The sequence below is a fragment of the Geothrix sp. genome (assembly GCF_020622065.1).
Taxonomy (GTDB): Bacteria; Acidobacteriota; Holophagae; order Holophagales; family Holophagaceae; genus Geothrix.
This window is the reverse complement of record NZ_JAHRYQ010000001.1, coordinates 862,310-879,836: the sequence shown is the minus strand read 5'-3', so window position 1 is coordinate 879,836 and position 17,527 is coordinate 862,310. Positions and strand designations below refer to the sequence as shown.

The 17,527-nt window shown below is 66.7% G+C and carries 15 protein-coding genes and 2 tRNA genes; 8 read left to right on the top strand and 9 right to left on the bottom strand.

The annotated features are described in order from the left end of the window. Positions 1–11 precede the first annotated feature (11 nt). The gene (locus tag QZ647_RS04085; protein WP_291270947.1) at positions 12–932 is read right to left on the bottom strand and encodes an ACP S-malonyltransferase; all 921 of its coding nucleotides are present in this window, start codon (positions 930–932) and stop codon (positions 12–14) included. A 32-nt stretch (positions 933–964) separates the two neighbouring features. Here QZ647_RS04085 and QZ647_RS04080 point away from each other — a divergent pair, with 32 nt between their 5' ends. After that, positions 965–1,951, top strand: coding sequence for a hypothetical protein (locus tag QZ647_RS04080; protein WP_291270946.1), 987 nt, complete (start codon positions 965–967; stop codon positions 1,949–1,951). A gap of 87 nt (positions 1,952–2,038) precedes the next feature. Here the strand turns inward: QZ647_RS04080 and QZ647_RS04075 are convergent, their stop codons facing one another. From QZ647_RS04075 to carA, 3 genes are all read right to left on the bottom strand, one after another. Then, positions 2,039–2,440: a CoA-binding protein gene (locus QZ647_RS04075; RefSeq protein ID WP_291270945.1), complete on the bottom strand. Its 402-nt coding sequence runs from the start codon at positions 2,438–2,440 to the stop codon at positions 2,039–2,041. Between the two features lie 105 nt (positions 2,441–2,545). Further along, positions 2,546–5,764, bottom strand: a complete 3,219-nt coding sequence (gene carB, locus QZ647_RS04070; RefSeq protein ID WP_291270944.1) for a carbamoyl-phosphate synthase large subunit — start codon at positions 5,762–5,764, stop codon at positions 2,546–2,548. Between the two features lie 99 nt (positions 5,765–5,863). Further along, positions 5,864–6,943: a glutamine-hydrolyzing carbamoyl-phosphate synthase small subunit gene (gene carA, locus QZ647_RS04065; protein WP_291270943.1), complete on the bottom strand. Its 1,080-nt coding sequence runs from the start codon at positions 6,941–6,943 to the stop codon at positions 5,864–5,866. 299 nt (positions 6,944–7,242) lie between these two features. Between carA and tadA the strand changes: the two genes are divergently transcribed. Both tadA and QZ647_RS04055 read left to right on the top strand, forming a co-directional pair. Next, positions 7,243–7,698: a tRNA adenosine(34) deaminase TadA gene (gene tadA / locus QZ647_RS04060; RefSeq protein WP_291271922.1), complete on the top strand. Its 456-nt coding sequence runs from the start codon at positions 7,243–7,245 to the stop codon at positions 7,696–7,698. Positions 7,699–7,759: 61 nt separating this feature from the next. Continuing rightward, entirely contained in the window at positions 7,760–8,866 is a 1,107-nt protein-coding gene (locus QZ647_RS04055) for a diguanylate cyclase (RefSeq protein WP_291270942.1), read from the top strand. 19 nt (positions 8,867–8,885) lie between these two features. Here the strand turns inward: QZ647_RS04055 and QZ647_RS04050 are convergent, their stop codons facing one another. Together QZ647_RS04050 and QZ647_RS04045 are read right to left on the bottom strand one after the other, a co-directional pair. Then, positions 8,886–9,950 carry a DUF2891 domain-containing protein gene (locus QZ647_RS04050; protein WP_291270941.1) on the bottom strand — a complete coding sequence of 355 codons (1,065 nt, stop codon included), beginning with the start codon at positions 9,948–9,950 and terminating at the stop codon, positions 8,886–8,888. 55 nt (positions 9,951–10,005) lie between these two features. Then, the gene (locus tag QZ647_RS04045) at positions 10,006–10,647 is read right to left on the bottom strand and encodes an HTH domain-containing protein (RefSeq protein WP_291270940.1); all 642 of its coding nucleotides are present in this window, start codon (positions 10,645–10,647) and stop codon (positions 10,006–10,008) included. 125 nt (positions 10,648–10,772) lie between these two features. On the opposite strand from QZ647_RS04045, the gene QZ647_RS04040 reads away from it, so the two are divergent. The 5 genes from QZ647_RS04040 (at position 10,773) to QZ647_RS04020 (ending at position 14,560) form a co-directional block, all read left to right on the top strand. Beyond that, positions 10,773–11,999, top strand: a complete 1,227-nt coding sequence (locus tag QZ647_RS04040) for a hypothetical protein (protein ID WP_291270939.1) — start codon at positions 10,773–10,775, stop codon at positions 11,997–11,999. A 31-nt stretch (positions 12,000–12,030) separates the two neighbouring features. Next, a complete protein-coding gene (locus QZ647_RS04035) occupies positions 12,031–12,429 on the top strand; it encodes a hypothetical protein (RefSeq protein ID WP_291270938.1) in 399 nt (132 codons plus the stop codon). Between the two features lie 62 nt (positions 12,430–12,491). Beyond that, a tRNA-Ser gene (locus tag QZ647_RS04030) sits at positions 12,492–12,581 on the top strand. A 357-nt stretch (positions 12,582–12,938) separates the two neighbouring features. Further along, positions 12,939–14,393 (top strand): aminoacyl-histidine dipeptidase, encoded by a 1,455-nt coding sequence (locus tag QZ647_RS04025; RefSeq protein ID WP_291270937.1) that lies wholly within the window; start codon positions 12,939–12,941, stop codon positions 14,391–14,393. Positions 14,394–14,469: 76 nt separating this feature from the next. After that, a tRNA-Ser gene (locus tag QZ647_RS04020) sits at positions 14,470–14,560 on the top strand. Between the two features lie 89 nt (positions 14,561–14,649). On the opposite strand, the gene QZ647_RS15565 is transcribed toward QZ647_RS04020, so the two are convergent. The 3 genes from QZ647_RS15565 to QZ647_RS04015 form a co-directional block, all read right to left on the bottom strand. Further along, a complete protein-coding gene (locus QZ647_RS15565; protein ID WP_366526131.1) occupies positions 14,650–14,859 on the bottom strand; it encodes a helix-turn-helix domain-containing protein in 210 nt (69 codons plus the stop codon). Between the two features lie 738 nt (positions 14,860–15,597). Continuing rightward, the gene (locus tag QZ647_RS15560; protein WP_366526130.1) at positions 15,598–16,338 is read right to left on the bottom strand and encodes a response regulator transcription factor; all 741 of its coding nucleotides are present in this window, start codon (positions 16,336–16,338) and stop codon (positions 15,598–15,600) included. Then, positions 16,310–17,485 (bottom strand): histidine kinase, encoded by a 1,176-nt coding sequence (locus QZ647_RS04015; protein WP_291270936.1) that lies wholly within the window; start codon positions 17,483–17,485, stop codon positions 16,310–16,312. Before QZ647_RS04015 ends, QZ647_RS15560 begins: the two co-directional genes overlap by 29 nt. Between the last annotated feature and the right edge of the window lie 42 nt (positions 17,486–17,527).

Genomic DNA, 17,527 nt, shown 5'->3' with positions numbered 1-17,527 from the left:
CGATGGGCGACTCAGGAAGGTTGCGGGGGGACCTGGAGCGAATCCACCATCAGTCCGCGCTCCGCCCAGCGGGTCAGGCCCGACAGCTGGCTGCCATAACCGCACTCCGCCAGGGGCGCGGCCAGCACCTTCAGACGCGCCACCACCGCCAGCCAATCCACGGGAAGGGCCACGGAGGCGAGGCCCTCATCCCAGGCCGCCGCCCCATCGACGATCAGACGCCCATCGAAATGGGAGATCAGCGGAAAGGCCGGCGCCGCAGGCTCCACCGCCGCCAGCCGGCGGGCCAGGGCGGGCAGCAGGGCCGCCATGTGGGGCCCATGGAGGGGATGCCGGACCGGCAGCAGCCCGGCCTTCATGGCCGAGGGACGAAGGGCCTCCACCAGACCTTCCAGGGACGGCAGCGGCCCGGACACCGTGAACTGGGCCCGGCCGTTGCGGTTGGACAGCACCAAGTCCGCGCGGTCGGATAGCGCCTGTCGGACCTCCGCCTCGGCCACGCCGATGACGAAGGCCATGCCCATGGGCGTGCCCGCGAAGGCCGCCGCGCTCAGATCCTCCACGGCCGAGATCAGCGCCAGGGCCGCCTCCAGGGGCACCACCCCCGCGGCCACCAGGGCCGAATAGAAGCCCATGCTGTGCCCGGTCGCCGCCACGGGGAGGGGCATGCCGGCCTCGCGCCGGGCCTGGAAGATGCCCACGGAATGGGCCAGCACCGCGAAGGGCGCGTGGCACTGCCGGCGGAGCTCCTCCAGGGGGCCTTCGGCCATCAGGCGTCTCAAGGGGCTGCCCGTGTGGGCCTCCGCGGCCTCCAGCGCGCGGCGCCAGGCCCCATGGGCTTCCCAGCCCGCGGACATGCCCACGGCCTCCGTGCCCTGGCCGGGAAAGAGGAGGATGCGCGCAGATTCGGACCGGGATTCTGAGGAGGACATGGCTCCGAGCATATCCCGCTAGGCTGGGGGTGATGCCCCCCGACCCGCTCCGCCCGCCGGCCCCCTGGCACCAGGTGCCCTGGCATGAGCGTCGCTCCTACTGGGAGCTGGAACCCGCGGAGCGGAGGGACCTCCGGGGGGCCCTGGAGGCCGAGGCCGCAGGCCTGGCCCGCCGCTCCGACGCCGCCTTGGACGACTACGCCGCCCGGCCCGGCACCCTCGACGGCCAGCTGGTCAACGGCGATGTGCTCGCCACCCTGCTGCCCAGCCTCCGCCGCAACCCCACGCAGGGCTACGAGGCCCTGGAGGATCCAGCGGGACGCGCCTCCATCCACCTGAACGCCCTGGGCAAGCGGCTGCGGGACCGCGCCCTCGCCCGCGCCCACGGCGAGCCCGTGATCCTCTTCATGGGCGGCCAGGCCACCGGCAAGACCACCGGCGCCCTGGCCCTGGGGCCGGCCTTCGGCGCCGTCTTCGACGCGCCCCACACGGACCCCGAGGGCGTCGCCTTCCTCCTGGGCCGCATCCGGCGTGAGGGCTGCGGCGAGATCCACCTGGCCTACACGGACCGCGACCCGGAGGGCTCGCTCCGGGCCATGCTGGCCCGCTCCGAGCGCGAGGGGCGCTATGTGCCCCTGGATCGCATGGCCCGGGCCCACGCCTGGGCGCCCTTCACCTTCCTGGGCCTGGCCCCGCGGGTGGGCCGCTCCCTGCAGGTCTACCATGTGCGGGTGGATGAGGAAGGATCGGGCCGCATGACCGAAGGCCAGGATGCCCTCGCCAGCGTGCGCGCACGGCCCAAGCCCGTGGAATCGGTGGTTGCCTACCAGCTCCAGACCGCTTACCTTTCTCTTCTGAGGAACCCCACCCATGATCCCCAAGCCTGGTACCCGCGAGATGTCCTCGCAGGACTCAATCGAACGCTCGACGCCTGGCGCCGAAGCGAAGCCGACCATCTCCTTCGCCGCTTTTTCGACGCTGTGGCGCAGCGAGGTGCCGAAGGTGATCCAGGCCCATGAGGAGCACCGCCTGGAAGTGCGGCGGAGCCTGGGGCTGGCCTAGGCTGATGGTCCAGCCCTTGTCCGAGTGAGGCCGCGCAAGCGGCCTCACTCGTGATACCCCATCACCACAAGCAGACACGGGCCGCCCGCGATGACGTTCATTCCCAGTGCTTCGGCCGTGGCGATGGCCGCGTCGCTCTCAGCGCCAGGCTGCATCCAGATGTGCTTCACACCTGCGGCCGCAGCCTCGCGCACCACCGACTCCGTGGCGGCGGGCGGCGTGATGATCGAGATGGCCGGCACCTGCACCGGCAGCGCCGCCAGCGAGGGATAGGCCTTCAGGCCCTCCACCTCCGGCGCCTTGGGGTTGATGGGATAGACCTCTTTCCCGTGCTGCTGGTAGCAGCGCAGCACCTTGTTGCCGTACTTCGAGCGGTCCGTGCTGGCGCCCACCACCGCGAAGGGGCCCGAGGCCAGGAAGGACTGGATGCGGTCGGTGACGGACATGGGAGCCTCCGGAGGAAAGACTCTAACCGCGAATGACGCCCATGGGCGCGAAGTCGCGAAAGCGACCTCGCTCCCCATGCGCGATTATTCACGCCATTCGCGGTTTCACGCCCCCGGGGCCAGATTCTGGATGGCCCGCACCTTCATTTCGCCGCGCAGGGTCTCCACGGCTTCGCAGGCGGCGAGGGCGGCGCTGAGGTTGGTGAGGCAGGGGATCTTCAGGCGCAGGGCCTCCTTGCGGATGGCGCCTTCGTCGAAGAACGCGTCGCGGCCCAGGGGCGTGTTGATGACCCACTGCACCTCGCCGTTCTTCAGCAGATCCACGGCGTTGGGGCGGCCTTCGTTCACCTTGAAGATGCGGCGCACCTTGAGGCCCACGGATTCCAGCGTGCGGGCCGTGCCTTCCGTGGCGCAGAGGCCGAAGCCCAGGGCCACGAGCTTCTGGGCCAGCTCCGGCAGCCGCGCCTTGTCGGCATCGTTCACCGTGAGGAACACCGTGCCCGACAGGGGCAGCGGAATCCCAGCCGCCAGCAAAGCCTTGGCATAGGCCTCGCCGAAGGTCTCGCCGATGCCCATGACCTCGCCGGTGCTCTTCATCTCGGGGCCCAGCACCGGATCCACGCCGGGGAACTTGGCGAAGGGGAAGACCACGCCCTTCACCGAGACCGCCCGGGGCACGCCGTCCGTGACGCCCTGGGCCTTCAGGCTCTGCCCCAGGCCGATGCGCGCGGCCACGCCGGCCCAGTCCATGCCCGTGGCCTTGCTCACGAAGGGTACCGTGCGGCTGGCCCGGGGGTTGGCCTCCAGGCAATAGGCGATGCCGTCCTTCACGGCGAACTGCAGGTTCATGAGGCCACGCACGCCCAGGTCCAGGGCCAGCTTGCGGGCGTAGCCCTTGACGGTCTCCAGGATGTCCCCGGGCACGCCCAGGGCGGGGATCACGGCGTAGCTGTCGCCGCTGTGGATGCCCGCCTCCTCGATGTGGGCCAGCAGGCCCGCGATGACCACCTGCTCGCCGTCGCAGACCACATCGATGTCCAGTTCCTGCGCGCCGTCCAGGAAGCGGTCCAGCAGCACGGGCTGGTCGTTGCTCACGGCCACGGCCTCCCGCATGTATTTTTCCAGACCCGCGTCGTCGAAGACCACGGCCATGGCCCGGCCCCCCAGCACGAAGCTGGGCCGCACCATCACCGGATAGGCGAGGCGGTGGGCGATCTCCTTGGCCTGCTCGAAGCTGGTGGCCATGCCCCAGGCGGGCGCGGGGATGTTCAGGCGCTTGAGGGCCTGGCCGAAGCGCTCGCGGTCCTCCGCGTCGAGGATGGCGCTCAGCGGCGTGCCCAGCAGCTTCACGCCCGCGGCATGCAGGGGCGAGGCCAGCTTCAGCGGCGTCTGGCCGCCGAACTGGGCGAAGACACCCAGAAGGTGGCCCCCCGCGGCTTCGCGGTCCACCACGGCCTTCACATGCTCGTAGGTGAGGGGCTCGAAGTAGAGGCGGTCGCTGGTGTCGAAGTCCGTGCTGACAGTCTCGGGATTGCAGTTGATGAGGATGGCCTCCACACCGCTGGCCCGGATGGCCTCCACGGCCTGCACGCAGCAGCAGTCGAACTCCACGCCCTGGCCGATGCGGTTGGGGCCGCTGCCCAGCACGATGGCCTTGGGCCGGTCCGTGGGTTCCGCTTCGCTGAAATCCTCCCAGGTGCCGTACAGGTAGGGCGTTTCGGCCCGGAACTCGCCGGCGCAGGTGTCCACCCGCTTGTAGGCGGGGCGAAGCCCCAGGGCCTCCCGCCGCGCAGCCACCTCGGCCTCGGTTCCCGAGCAGAACACCGAGATCTGGTCGTCGGCGAATCCCGCGCGCTTGGCCTTCTCCAGCAGCTCCACGGGCAGCCGGTCCACGGGGAAGCTGCGCAGGCGGCCCTCCAGCACCACGATCTCCTCGATCTCGCGGAGGAACCAGGGCGTGATCTTCGTGAGGCGGTGCAGCTCTTCCACGCTGTGCCCGGCCTTCAGCGCGTGGTAGACCCAGAAGATGCGCTGGGGCCCGGGGATCAGCAGGTGCTCCTTGAGACGGCCCAGGTCCAGCTTGCCCTCCAGGGCGCCCGAGATCCCGCGGTGGCCCTCCTCGAGCGAGCGGATGGCCTTCTGCAGGGCTTCCTGGAAGCTGCGGCCCAGGGCCATGACTTCACCCACGCTCTTCATCTGGGTGCCCAGCACCTTGTCGGCCTGGGGGAACTTCTCGAAGGTGAAGCGCGGAATCTTCACCACCACATAGTCCAGCACGGGCTCGAAGGCCGCTTTGGTCATGCGGGTGATGGCGTTGGGCAGCTCCCACAGCCGGTAGCCCAGGGCCAGCTTCGTGGCCACCCAGGCGATGGGGAACCCCGTGGCCTTGGAGGCCAGCGCGGAGCTGCGGCTCACGCGCGGGTTCATCTCGATGACGATGATGCGGCTGGTCTCGGGCTCCAGGGCGAACTGGATGTTGGACCCGCCGGTCTCCACGCCCACGGCGCGGATGACGGCCAGCGCCGCGTCGCGCATGCGCTGGTACTCGGGATCCGTGAGCGTCAGAGCCGGGGCCACCGTGATGCTGTCCCCTGTATGGATGCCCATGGGATCCAGGTTCTCGATGGAGCAGATCACCTCGACATTGTCGTCAAGGTCGCGCACCACCTCCAGCTCGAACTCCTTCCAGCCCAGGATGCTCTCCTCGATGAGCACCTGCTTGGTGGGGCTCAGATCCAGGCCCCGGGCCACGATGGTCTCGAACTCGTCCACATTGTAGGCGATGCCGCCGCCGCTGCCGCCCAGGGTGAAGCTGGGGCGGAGAATGGCGGGAAAGCCCGTGAGCTTGAGGAGGTCGCGGGCCTCGGCCATGTTGTGGGCGAAGCCGCCACGGCAGGTCTCCAGCCCCAGGTCATCCATGAGGGCCTTGAAGAGCTGGCGGTCCTCGCCGCGCTTGATGGCCTCGGGCTGGGCGCCAATGAGCGTCACGCCCGTCCGCTCAAGCAGACCGCTCTCGTGGGCCTCCATCGCGAGGTTCAGGGCCGTCTGGCCGCCCACCGTGGGGAGGATGGCGTCGGGCTTCTCCGCCTCGATGACCTTCTCGAGGACCGTCAGCGTGAGGGGCTCGATGTAGGTGGCGTCCGCCCGGCCCGGGTCCGTCATGATCGAGGCCGGGTTGGAATTGAGCAGGATCGTGCGGATGCCCTCTTCCCGCAGGGCCTTCAGCGCCTGCGTCCCCGAGTAGTCGAACTCGCAGGCCTGCCCGATCTGGATCGGCCCCGATCCGAGCACCAGCACACTTTTCAGATCCGTTCGCTTAGGCATCACCCATCCTCTTTGTTTGACCGCAGAGATCGCAGAGGGCGCAGAGGAAAAGCCGAGGACACCTGCTTTCTCCGTGCCCTCTGGGTCCTCTGCGGTTGATCATCTTGGATTCTTTTCCATCAGCTCGACAAAGCGCCGGAACGCGGGATGCGCGTCGTGGGGACCGGGCGAGGCTTCCGGGTGGTGCTGGAGCGAGAAGATCGGGAGCTGGGTGTGCCTCAGGCCCTCGACGGTGCCGTCGCTGAGGTGTTTGTGCGTGACCTCGATCTCCCGGGGCAGGCTGGCCTCGTCCACGGCGAAGCCGTGGTTCTGGGCCGTGATCTCGATGCGGCCGGTCATGAGGTCGTGCACGGGCTGGTTGGCGCCGCGGTGGCCGAACTTGAGCTTGAAGGTCCGCCCTCCGAAGGCCTGGCCCAGCAGCTGGTGGCCCAGGCAGATGCCGAAGATGGGCAGCTGGCCGATGCAGGCCTCCACCTCCTTCTGCATGCCGGGCAGCGCGGCGGGGTCACCGGGGCCGTTGCTCAGGAACAGACCGTGGAAGCGCCTGTCGGCGAGTTCCGTGGCCGGCGCGTCCCAGGGGAAGACTTCGAGATGCAGGCCGACGGCCTCCAGCTGCCTCAGGATGCTCAGCTTGATGCCGCCATCCAGCACCGCCACGCGGAAGGCACCGCCGGGGTTCAGCTCGTAGCGGTCCGGGCAGCTCACCTCGGCGCAGAGGGCCTGCCCCGTCATGTCCGGCAGGGCCTTGGCCTTGGCCACGCCCGCCTCGACGCTGCCGTCCAGCTCGGTCCAGATGAGGGAGGGTTGGGAACCCTGGTCGCGCAGGTGCTGGGTGAGCGCCCGGGTGTCGAGATCGGTCATCACGGGGATGTGGTGGCGCTTGAGCCAGCCCGCCAGGTCGCCTTCGCTGCGGTGATGGTCCGGCGCGAAGGTGAGCCGCCGGCAGAGCAGGCCCGTGGCCCAGGGCCGGGTGCCCTCGTTGAGGTCGGCGTGGATGCCGTAGATGCCCTGCTCGGGGAAGGTCATGCAGACCATCTGCCCCGCGAAACTGGGATCGGTGAGGATCTCCTGGTAGCCCGCCATGGCGGTGGTGAACACCGCCTCGCCGCCCCCCCCGAAGCCCAACGGCGCCCGCCCCCGGAAGATGGTTCCGTCCTTCAGGATCAGGTGCGCGCGCATGTGCCTCCTTCGTTGTCAGACCGAGGCGCCAGGCATGGCCTGACGGCGAGGTGGGGGCTCCGGGGGACTTTGCGGGCGGCGTGAGCAGGCGGTCCCCCCGGACCATGCCAAGAACCCTGCAAAAACCCCGCGAAGGCCAAGCCATCGCGGGGCGGTGAGAAATGACTCGATCCTTCGGGATCAAAGTGAGTGTAACGACCTGGGAATCCGAGGATCAGCCTTTTTGTTCAAGGGAATATCGGCCATACTGCTCCTTTGTTCCTGATGTACGGACCGCTGTTTCGGGCGACACTTGAATGATGTGGAGCGGCGACGACATCTATTTCATGAAGCTCGCCCTCGAGGAGGCCGAGAAGGCGGATCGCCTGGACGAGGTGCCCGTGGGGGCCGTGCTCGTCTCCGAGGGGGCCCTGCTCGGTCGGGGCCACAACCACCCCGTGAAGCTGAACGACCCCACGGCCCACGCCGAGATCCAGGCCCTGCGCAGCGCCGGTTCCTGGGCGAAGAACTACCGCCTCACGGGCGCCACGCTCTATGTGACGCTGGAGCCCTGTCTCATGTGCTTCGGAGCCCTGATCCATGCACGCGTGGGACGGGTGGTGTTCGGTGCTTCCGATCCCAAGGTGGGCGTCAGCCGCTGGCTGGACACGCTCGACGGCGCCGCCCTGAACCACCGCTTCGCCTTCGAGGGTGGACTGCTGGAGCCCGAGTGCCGCGAGCAGCTCCAGGCCTTTTTCCGGCGGCGCCGCGGCTGATGTGGCTATTTTCATGTTCAATCCCCAGCCGGTCGATTCTGGGGACTACTGGAGTCACGCCTTGATCACCCCGGGGGTTCTCGCCTTGCCGATCCTCTCCGCGGGGATCGCCGCCATCGCCTTCCTGGGCTGGTGGCGCGCGGCTGCCCGGAGCCGTGCCCTGGGCCATCTGGCCGCGGACCTGTCCCTCGAAATCGACCGGCTCCGCGAGGACCTCAGCCGCATGGAGGAGACCGCCAGCTTCGATCGGCTGACCGGTGCCTGGAACCGGCGCCGGTTCGATGAGGCCGTCGCCTCCGAAATGGGCCTGGCGCGCCGCCGGCGCGCCCCGCTCTCGCTCATCATGCTCGATCTCGACCACTTCAAGCGGATCAATGATGCCTACGGCCATCCAGTGGGCGACACGGTGCTGGCCGGCGCCGCGGCCGCCTTCCGGCCCGTGCTCCGCACCTCGGATGCCCTGATCCGCTGGGGTGGAGAGGAATTCCTGGTCCTGGCTCCCGCCACCACCCTCGAGGGGGCCATCAGCCTCGCCGAGCGCCTGCGGTCCGCCCTGGAGGCCGCGCCCTTCCCCAACGCCGCCCCCATGACCCTCAGCGCCGGCGTGGCGGAGTATCTGGACGGCGAATCACCGGAGGCCTGGGTGGCCCGCGCCGATCAGGCGCTCTACCGGGCCAAGACCGAGGGACGCAATCGGGTCATGGCCAGCCGGAATGAGGGCCCTTCCGGCAACCAGCGGGGCCCGAACCTGCTCGAGCTGGTCTGGGAAGAGGCCTACGGCAGCGGCCACCGCCTCATCGACGAGCAGCACATCCTGCTGTTCGACCTCTCGAACGCCCTCCTCTCCGCCCTGCTGGAGGGCCAACCTCCGGCCGTGGTGGAGTCGCACCTCGATACCCTGCTCCACCACGCCGAGAAGCACTTCCGCGACGAGGAGGCCCTCCTCCGGAAGGCCGCCTATCCCGACCTGCCGGAGCACCACGCCGAGCACGCCCGGCTCCTCGCTTCCGCCCACCGCCTGCAGGCCGAGCTGAAGGCGGGCCGGATCGATTTCGGCCGCCTGGTCACCTACCTCGCCACGGACCTCGTGAAGGGGCACCTGCTCACAGAAGACCGCCACTACTTCACCCACTTGAATGCGAGCCTGGGACAGGAGTCCCGGGCCTGAGCGGGATTCGACCAGGATCTCAGCGCGCCTCGAGCATCCGCACGGCAAAAGTCGCGAGCCAGTGCTCGCCCTCGTAGCTGCCGGAGGCCAGGTGGGGCAGCGAAGCCCGGGCGTGCCGATCGGCGGAGCGCACCAGGGCCGTCCGCCGGGGGTCCTTCGGCCCGAAGGTCCGGGCGAGGTCGTACAGCGCCCGCGCGCGGCTCAGATTCAGGCCGTCCAGATGAACGATCTTGGGATCGGTGCGATCCGAGACCCGGGCCGGACCGAGGGTTCCGGGCAACCCCGGCAGGAAGCCCCCGAGCCATGAGATGAACCGGCCCCGGGGCAGGACTTTCGCCATGAGGGCGGCTTCCTCCAGGCAGGGCGACAGGAAGTCCTCGCCCCCCGGTTCCCAGGCCAGGGGCCCGCGGCGGTCACGGCCAAACCAGCTCTGCGCCCGCTCGAGGACCACGGCCTCCAGCCGGGTATCCTTCGCCGCGCGCGCGTAGTCCAGGGCCAGATCCAGGCTGAAAGCCGAGTTGGGATGGACGCCCGTGCGGATGGGATAGGTCTGCTTCGGCAGGAAGTCCAGGAAGGCCCCCGCCACGCGATCCGCCAGCGGCTGCAGGGCCGCCGACCAGCGCCGGGCCTCGGGCGTGTCCCAGGTCTTCAGTTCCGCCGCCAGCTTGAGCAGCCAGGCCCAGCCGTAGGTCCGCTCGAAACTCCGGCGGCCGGGCTGGTCGAAATAGGCCACCTCCGCGGCCAGGGGGCCCGGGGCGAGATTCTCATCGAGCACCGCGCGGATCTCAGCGGCCTTTGCCATCTCCGGATGCGTCCGCAGCAGCCGCACCAGCATCCAGTGGCCGTGGACCGAGGAGTGCCAGTCGAAGCAGCCGTAGAAGGCCGGGTGCAGCGCCTTCGGGGCCTTCACCTCCCCGGCATCGTTCATCACATGATCCAGCTTGTTCGGGTATTCCTGCCGCGCGCACTTCAGCGCCAGGGCCGCGAAACGGTCCGCGGCCGCGTCCGTCAGCGCAAGATCCGCCTCCTGCGCGAACATCGATACCGCCGCCGCCAACACCAGCATCCCCACCCCAACCCTCATGCCAGCCTCCCGGATGCTGGATTCTAGCGGGCGCGGCAGCCGACAGCGTCCGACCTCAGCGTCGGCCTTCCTTTGAGACGCAGAACCGGCATACCGCGCCCCCCTTGGCGATGCAGGTCTCCAGGTGGACGCTCATGCCGGAGGCCTGCTCGATCAGGCTCACATCGAACTGGCAGAGCTCCGGGTGCACTTTGGCCACGGAGTGGTACACGCAGTTGACGGCCTCGATGGCGGCCTCTCCGGGCGCCTCCCCGGGCTTCAGAACGGCCCGGTAGCCCAGGTCATTCATGAGCGCGGTGACCTTCCTCAACCGCTGCGCCGGCGGATCGGCGGGGTTCACCGGGCTTTCCAGCGAGGCCGCCACAGCCCCGGCCAGGTTCTTCATAAAGGCTCTCGCGCCGCCCGGCCCCAGGTCCGAGGCCAGCTGGGCCAGGATGGCGTTGGCCAGCCAGGAGTACTTCTTGGGGAAGGTGTCGATCCCCTCATCCGAGATCAGGTAGCGTCGCCGCGGCCGGCCCACCGACCCTTTCGTGTCCGCGTAGGTCAGGTAGCCGAAATCCAGCAACCTCAGGACATGTTGCTGAACCGCGGTCCGCGTGAGGGCCAGGTGCGCCGCCAGTTCATCGAGCGAGGCGCCCTCGTGGTGGCTGAGCAGGTGCTCCAGGATCTTGCGCTGGTTGTCGGACAGGTTTTTCACGGCCGCCTCCCAGGCGCATCGGCTGAGGAGAGTTTAAACAATTTAAACATTCTTGTTTGTTTTTATTGGATCCCTAGATTCAGGTGGTGAACCGAAGAAGTGCCCATCCGGCCAAGGAGTCCACCATGAAACTACCCCTGAGATACGCCCTGGCCCTCCCGGTCGCGGCCCTGCTCATCGCCGCCGGTTGTTATTCCAACCATCGCGTGGGGGCCCTTCCGGGCGAACCGCCCCTGGATCCGGCCCTGGTCGCCCAGGGCAAGGCCATCTTCCGCGACGACACCTTCGGGGACGAGGCCTTCTGGACCGACACCCTAAGCATGCACCAGGTGATCGCCTCGGCCGTGGATCCGACGACCGCGCTGTCCGTGGGCCTGAAGGTGGATGCCGAGGCGCTGCCCCCGGCGGTGGTGCAGGGGATCCAGAGCGGGACCATCAGCCTGACGGACCCGGCCACCACGGTGGCCCTGTTGAAGCTCAACGCCGTCGTGGGCGTGAAGGGCACCGTGGAAAGCATCAACGGAAAGGACACCCTCACGCGGATCGGCATCACCTGCGCGCTGTGCCACTCCACCGTGGACGATTCCTTCGCGCCGGGCATCGGCAGGCGCCTGGATGGCTGGGCCAACCGCGACCTCAACCCGGGCGCCATCATCGCCCTTTCCCCCGCGGTGCCCGCGGGCGCCAAGGCCGTCTACGCCTCCTGGGGCAAGGGGAAGTACGATCCCCGCTTCAACCTCGACGGGCAGAACGGGCCGCAGGTGATCCCGCCCGCCTACGGACTGCTGGGCGTGCACAGCGTCACCGCCACCGGCGACGGCAGCGACCTCGCCTACTGGAACCGGTATGTGGCCGTGACCCAGATGGGCGGCCAGGGCAGCTTCTCCGAGCCCCGCACCGGCGTGAGCGTGACGCACGGCACCACCGACCTGGTGTCCGCCAAGCTGCCGGCCCTCCAGGCCTACCAGCTGAGCCTCGCCGCGCCGCGGCCGCCGGCCGGAAGCTTCGATGCCACCGCAGCGGTGCGGGGCAAGGCGGTCTTCGAGGGCCCAGGGAAATGCACCACCTGCCACGCGGGCCCAACGCTGACCGACGCCAATGTCCGGCTGCACCTGCCCAGCGAAGTGGTGAGCGAGCCCGAACCCGCCGGTGTGCCCAGCTACGCCTCGCGAAGCGCCACCAGGCAGTACCGGACCGCCCCCCTGGCCGGGCTGTGGCAGCACGCGCCCTACTTCCACAACGGCACCGCCCCCACGCTGGACGCGGTCGTCGAGACCTACGACACCCGGAAGGGCCTCGGGCTGACGAGCGCCCAGAAGGCCGACCTCGTCCAGTACCTGAAGAGCCTGTGAACCCGCGCTCCCGAAAGAAAGGAACCTGACCATGAACGACAAACTGAACGCAAGCTGGTGGGCCCTGCGCATCGGCCTCGGCGCCGCGCCTTTCCTGGCCGGCCTGGACAAGTACTTCAACCTCCTCGCCAAGTGGGAGCTCTACCTGAATCCCCTGGTGCTGCGCCTGCTCCCCGTCTCCCCCGTGACCTTCATGCACGCCATCGGGCTCGTGGAGATGGCCGTGGGCCTCGCCATCCTCACCCGCTGGACCCGCCTGGGCGCCTATGTGGCCGCGGCCTGGCTCGTGGGCATCGCCCTGAACCTGCTCACCATGGGCGCCTTCCTCGATGTGGCGGTCCGCGACCTCCTGCTCGCCCTCGCCGCGCTCACCCTGGCCCAGCTCACGGAGGCCCGGCAGGCCGTGGCCGAGGGCCAGATCCCGGGATGAGGCCCCGCCCGCGCCTCCCCGAGGCTGGATTCTCCCCGCCGGTTTGATAGAATGACCGTTCCGGAGAGATGGCCGAGTGGTTGATGGCACCGCACTCGAAATGCGGAGACGGGGAAACCTGTTCGGGGGTTCGAATCCCTCTCTCTCCGCCATCTGCGCCCCGCCCAGCGGGGCGCTTTTCATTGGCGGGGAGAGTGGGATTCGAAGTCACTGAAAGGCTGGCAGGTAGCCGTAGGCCTCGGCAGCCCGGGGGGCTGTCGGGGCCGTGAAGCGGCGTGCCAGGCTTTCGTGCGGCCGGAGGGGACGCGGCGTAGCCGTGGCCCCGGAGGGGATCCCTCTCTCTCCGCCATCTGCGCCCCGCCCAGCGGGGCGCTTTTCATTGGCGGGGAGTGAGGGATTCGAAGTCGCGTCCCCCCGGCACCCGTGATCCCCGTCACGCCCTGCCCCTTTCCCGGCCGGTACAGTTGATGGAACCGCCCCGGCTGCCTGGCTGGGCGCATGGAGGTTTTGTGGACGCGCTGCTCGAATCCCTCGAACCGAAAGCCATCTGGTCCTACTTCCTGGAGCTGTCGAAGATCCCGCGCGGGTCCAAGCAGGAGCAGGCGGCGGCCAAGTGGGTGCTGGACCAGGCGAAGGCCATGGGGCTGGACGCGCAGCAGGATGCCATCGGCAATGTCATCGTCCGCAAGCCCGCGACTCCGGGCCGCGAGAAGGCGCCCATCACCGTGCTCCAGGCCCATGTGGACATGGTCTGCGAGAAGAACGAGGGCACCCAGCATGACTTCCTGAAGGATCCGATCCGCGTCGTGCGCGACGGTGAGGTGCTGCGCGCCAGCGGCACCACGCTGGGCGCCGACAACGGCATCGGCGTGGCCGCGGCCATGGCCGTGATGGCCGCCAAGGACATCGCCCACGGGCCGCTGGAGTTCCTCATCACCATCGACGAGGAGACGGGCCTCACGGGCGCGGGCAACCTTCAGCCCGGGCTCCTCAAGGGCAAGTACTTCCTCAACCTCGACAGCGAGGAAGAGGGCGACCTCACCATCGGCTGTGCGGGGGGCATGGACACCGTCGCTACGAAGACCATGAAGCTGGTGGCTCCCGCCGCGGGCACAAAGGCCTACCGCATCAAGGTGCTGGGCCTCAAGGGCGGCCACTCCGGCATGGAGATCCACCAGGGCCGCGGCAATGCGCTGCGCATCCTGGGCCAGATCCTCTTCCGGGTGGTACCCGCCTTCGATCTCCAGGTGGCCTCCTTCACCGGCGGCAACAAGCGCAACGCCATTCCCCGCGAAGCCTCGGCCACGGTGTTCCTGGATCCCGCCAAGGAACCCGCCCTCAAGGCCGCGCTGGCGACGCTCCAGAAGGAGATCCAGGACGAGCTGGGCGCCTTCGACCCGACCCTGGCCCTGGACCTGAGCCCCGCCTCGGAGGCCCCCGCCCAGGCTTTCGCCGCCGATGACGCCGATGCAGTGGCCGACTTCCTGTTCGGCATGGTGCACGGCGTGGTGGCCATGAGCCCCGACATCCCCGGGCTGGTGCAGTCTTCCACCAACCTCGCCATGATCGCCACCCAGGGAAACCAGGTGGAGGTCTGCCTCAGCCACCGCTCCTCCGTGGAAAGCGCCAAGTACGCTGTGGCCGATCGCGTCCAGGCGATCTGCCGTCTGGCAGGCTTCACCACGAAGCGCGGCGACGGCTACCCCGGCTGGAAGCCCGAGCCCAACGCCTCGCTGGTGAAGGTCGTGAACGGGGTCCACACGAAGGTCTTCGGCAAGGCCATGGGCATCAAGGCCATCCACGCCGGCCTGGAATGCGGCCTCATCGGCGAGAAATACCCCGCCATGGAGATGGTCTCCTTCGGCCCCGACATGTGGGATGTGCACACCCCCGACGAGCATGTGAGCATCCCCTCCGTCGGCAACTTCTGGAAGCTGCTGGTGGCGGTCCTCGAGGCCGTGTAGCCCCTCCGATCACGGCCCTTGGCCCGCAGCCGGGGCCGTGATAACCTTGCTGCTTCCGCCGATCAGCGGAGCCACGGGAGAGTTGTCCGAGTGGCTGAAGGAGCACGATTGGAAATCGTGTAACGGTCAAAAGCCGTTCGGGGGTTCGAATCCCCCACTCTCCGCCAGACTTAGCACCAAAAAGAGGCCCCCAGAAATGGGGGCTTTTTCTGCCTTGGCTACCACCGAGCCACAGAGCAAAGCCCCCTGGCGGGGGCTAGGATGCTTCGGGGAATTCGTGGATTGTATGCCGTTCCAACCACGCTTCTAGGGCCTCCTGACTGTAGCGGGCACAGCCTCGGGAGACCCGAATCCAGGGCGGTTCTCTTCGTTGCCATCGCCAGTCGGCAAGAGTGCAAGGCTGGAGGCCAAGAAGGGCTGCGGTTTGATCCGTATTGAGGTGGACCGTCGTGCCCCCAACGACCACTCAACCTTTCCGGCAACCTCGACCCCCTCCACCCGAACCCTCCCCGCATCCTGCCTGGATGCATCAAGGAAAGATCGAGCCTTCCACCTGCGTCTAACAAGCCGATATTCCGGGAGAGATGGAAGCACCGCTGAGAGCGGCGTTCCGCGCGGCAGAGACCATCGACTTGCCCGCCTGGTCCGTCAGAGCCATGGCGCAGGGCGCGGCCTTCCGGCCCGGGTGCGAGTTTCGCATGGCTGACTTGGACATCCCCTTCTTTCACCTGGGGTTTTCCTCTCTGGGGGAAGAGGATCCTTCTGAATCGGTTCGCCGAATGAGGCAACCCTGAGAGGAATAGGGATCCGCCCCACGCCTCAACGGAGAAGTGCCCCTTCAGCCGATGGTCAGCCATCAAAGGTTGGCCCCCGGGTTGGAAGTGATTCAACTTCCCGCAGGTCAACCGAAACCCTCTTCAAAGGTAAGAAAGCACGCGGGTAAACCCTAGGGCAGTCATACCTCTGATTGCCCCGGGGCCAAGTCCTCCACAAACATTGAGGGCATGGGGCGTGATTTTCCAATCATCACCGATCCCTCCAAAAACGGATGGAATTCACTCTTTGGGGAGCAGATCTGGCAATAACATTCACAACTGTATTAAATATTATACAATATGTTTTAATTAATGTCATTCAAGCATTTATAACCAGTCCGGGATCTTTTGGATGGGCATCGGAACCCATTCGATTGCTTGCGGACAGATCACGGACCTCCGGCCTTGATGCACTCCCTGACTCTGGGGGTCATGGCGCGACTGACGGTTAGCTCCACCTTCGGGGCGACCAGAACACTGACCCGGCCGACAGACGCCGGTCGCATTCCGCGTACCATTCGCGGGCGAAGCAGCAGATGTCTTTGGATTCGCAACATCCCATCATCAGGAAATGCCTGTTCGACTTCTGACAAGGCCGTCCAACGGGTCAAATATCGATTGAAGCCCCGACATGCCCACACTCGATCATTCTGAAGCTCAAAATGTGTTATGAGGTCCAACTCCATGTATATCTCCCCCTCCTTCACCCGTATTGGGAATCGAACAGGCGGCGGAAGGAGCATTTTTAGTTCTGACGGGCTGAGTCGTCGTATCAACCGATCATGAAGGTGTTGGAGGCACTTCGCCAGGCGGTCCTCAAACACAGGCTTCAATAGGTAGTCCACGGCTGCGAGTTCGAAGGCGCGAACAGCGTATGAGGAGTAGGCCGTAACAAAAACCACGGGGGGGGCATTGGGCACTTCCGCCAAAACTTCCATCCCGCTCAGGCCAGGCATTTGAATGTCCAAGAATATGACATCCACTTCATGTGACTCTTTTAACCATTCGAGCAGGGCGATGCCATCACCAAGCTCTCCTACAACACAACATTGAGCTTCCTGGAGCAGGCGAGAGAGGCGCTCCCTTGCCAAAGGTTCATCGTCAACGACTAGGGCTTTCAGCTGTCTCATGGATAAATTCTACTTGAGTCGCTTCAATGCGGATGCAGGCGAGTGTCCCCTGGCCGGACGGCCCTATGGAAAGCGTGGCACCCTGCCCTAGGTTGAGGGCTAAGCGGGCGCGCAGGTTTTTAATCCCGATTCCGCTCACGGCCCCGCGATTTTGGTAGGGCATTCCAGAGTTCCACACTTCAAGGGAAATCGCTCCATCTCGAGACTGGGCCCTAAGGATCAGATCTCCACCTGGAACGCTAGGTGCAATGCCGTGCTTGATCGCGTTCTCGACCAAAGGCTGGAGGAGGAGGGGGGGGAGTTCGACGGCGTCTAGGCTCTCGTCCCATTCCCATACAACCCTAAGTCGAGTGCCAAGCCGGATGGACTCTAAGGCCAGATAATCCGCGACGATCTTCCGCTCTTCACCAAGAGGCAAACGCGCATGCTCCGTTGCAACGAGGATGCGTCTGAGGAGGTCGGAAAGATGCCGGACAGCTCTTTCGGCAGCTCTTTGGTCCTTGTAAATGAGTTCTGCAAGGCCGTTAAGAGCATTAAACAACACATGTGGATGAACTTGCCCCTGAAGCAGGCGATTCTTGGCAATTTGAGCTTCGCTTTCAGAAGCCCTTCGAAGGTCCTCCGAGCGTGCTCGGGCTGCAATGAGGCCGCCGACAATCATCATGGCTGGGCCCACAAATGAGATGTATAGATCCACGATCTTGCGCAGGTTGAATTGGGCTGTCTCGTGGGAAAAGAACCACGCGTCAATGACTGGAAGAAGAGCGGATACCAGCTCACAGGTGACCACTGAGAGTACGAAGCCGACAATATGGCTCCAAGGTGAGCGAAGTCGGCGCGGCAAAATCCAGGGAAGAGGAGAGATGAGAGCGAAGGCGCCGATGTGAGTAATCGGAATGGAGAGAACGCTGGCCCACATCCACTTGGAACCGGATCGATCCGAGGTCCAGAGGCCATATGCGAGGAAAAGGGCCCAGAGAACATAGCAAACCGCGATGGTCCGCCAGTTCTTGGCCAGAGGGAAGTAGGAGCCCTGATAACCGTATGAAGCCAGAGTCTTGGGATCCCCTTGATCGAAAAATCCGGCAGGGCTATCAACCGAGTGTGAAGGTGGAGGTAATGGTGGTGACGGGCTGCCGATGGTCACGAGCAATCCTTGGTTCTGGGGTTACTGTGAATCCTTGAGGCG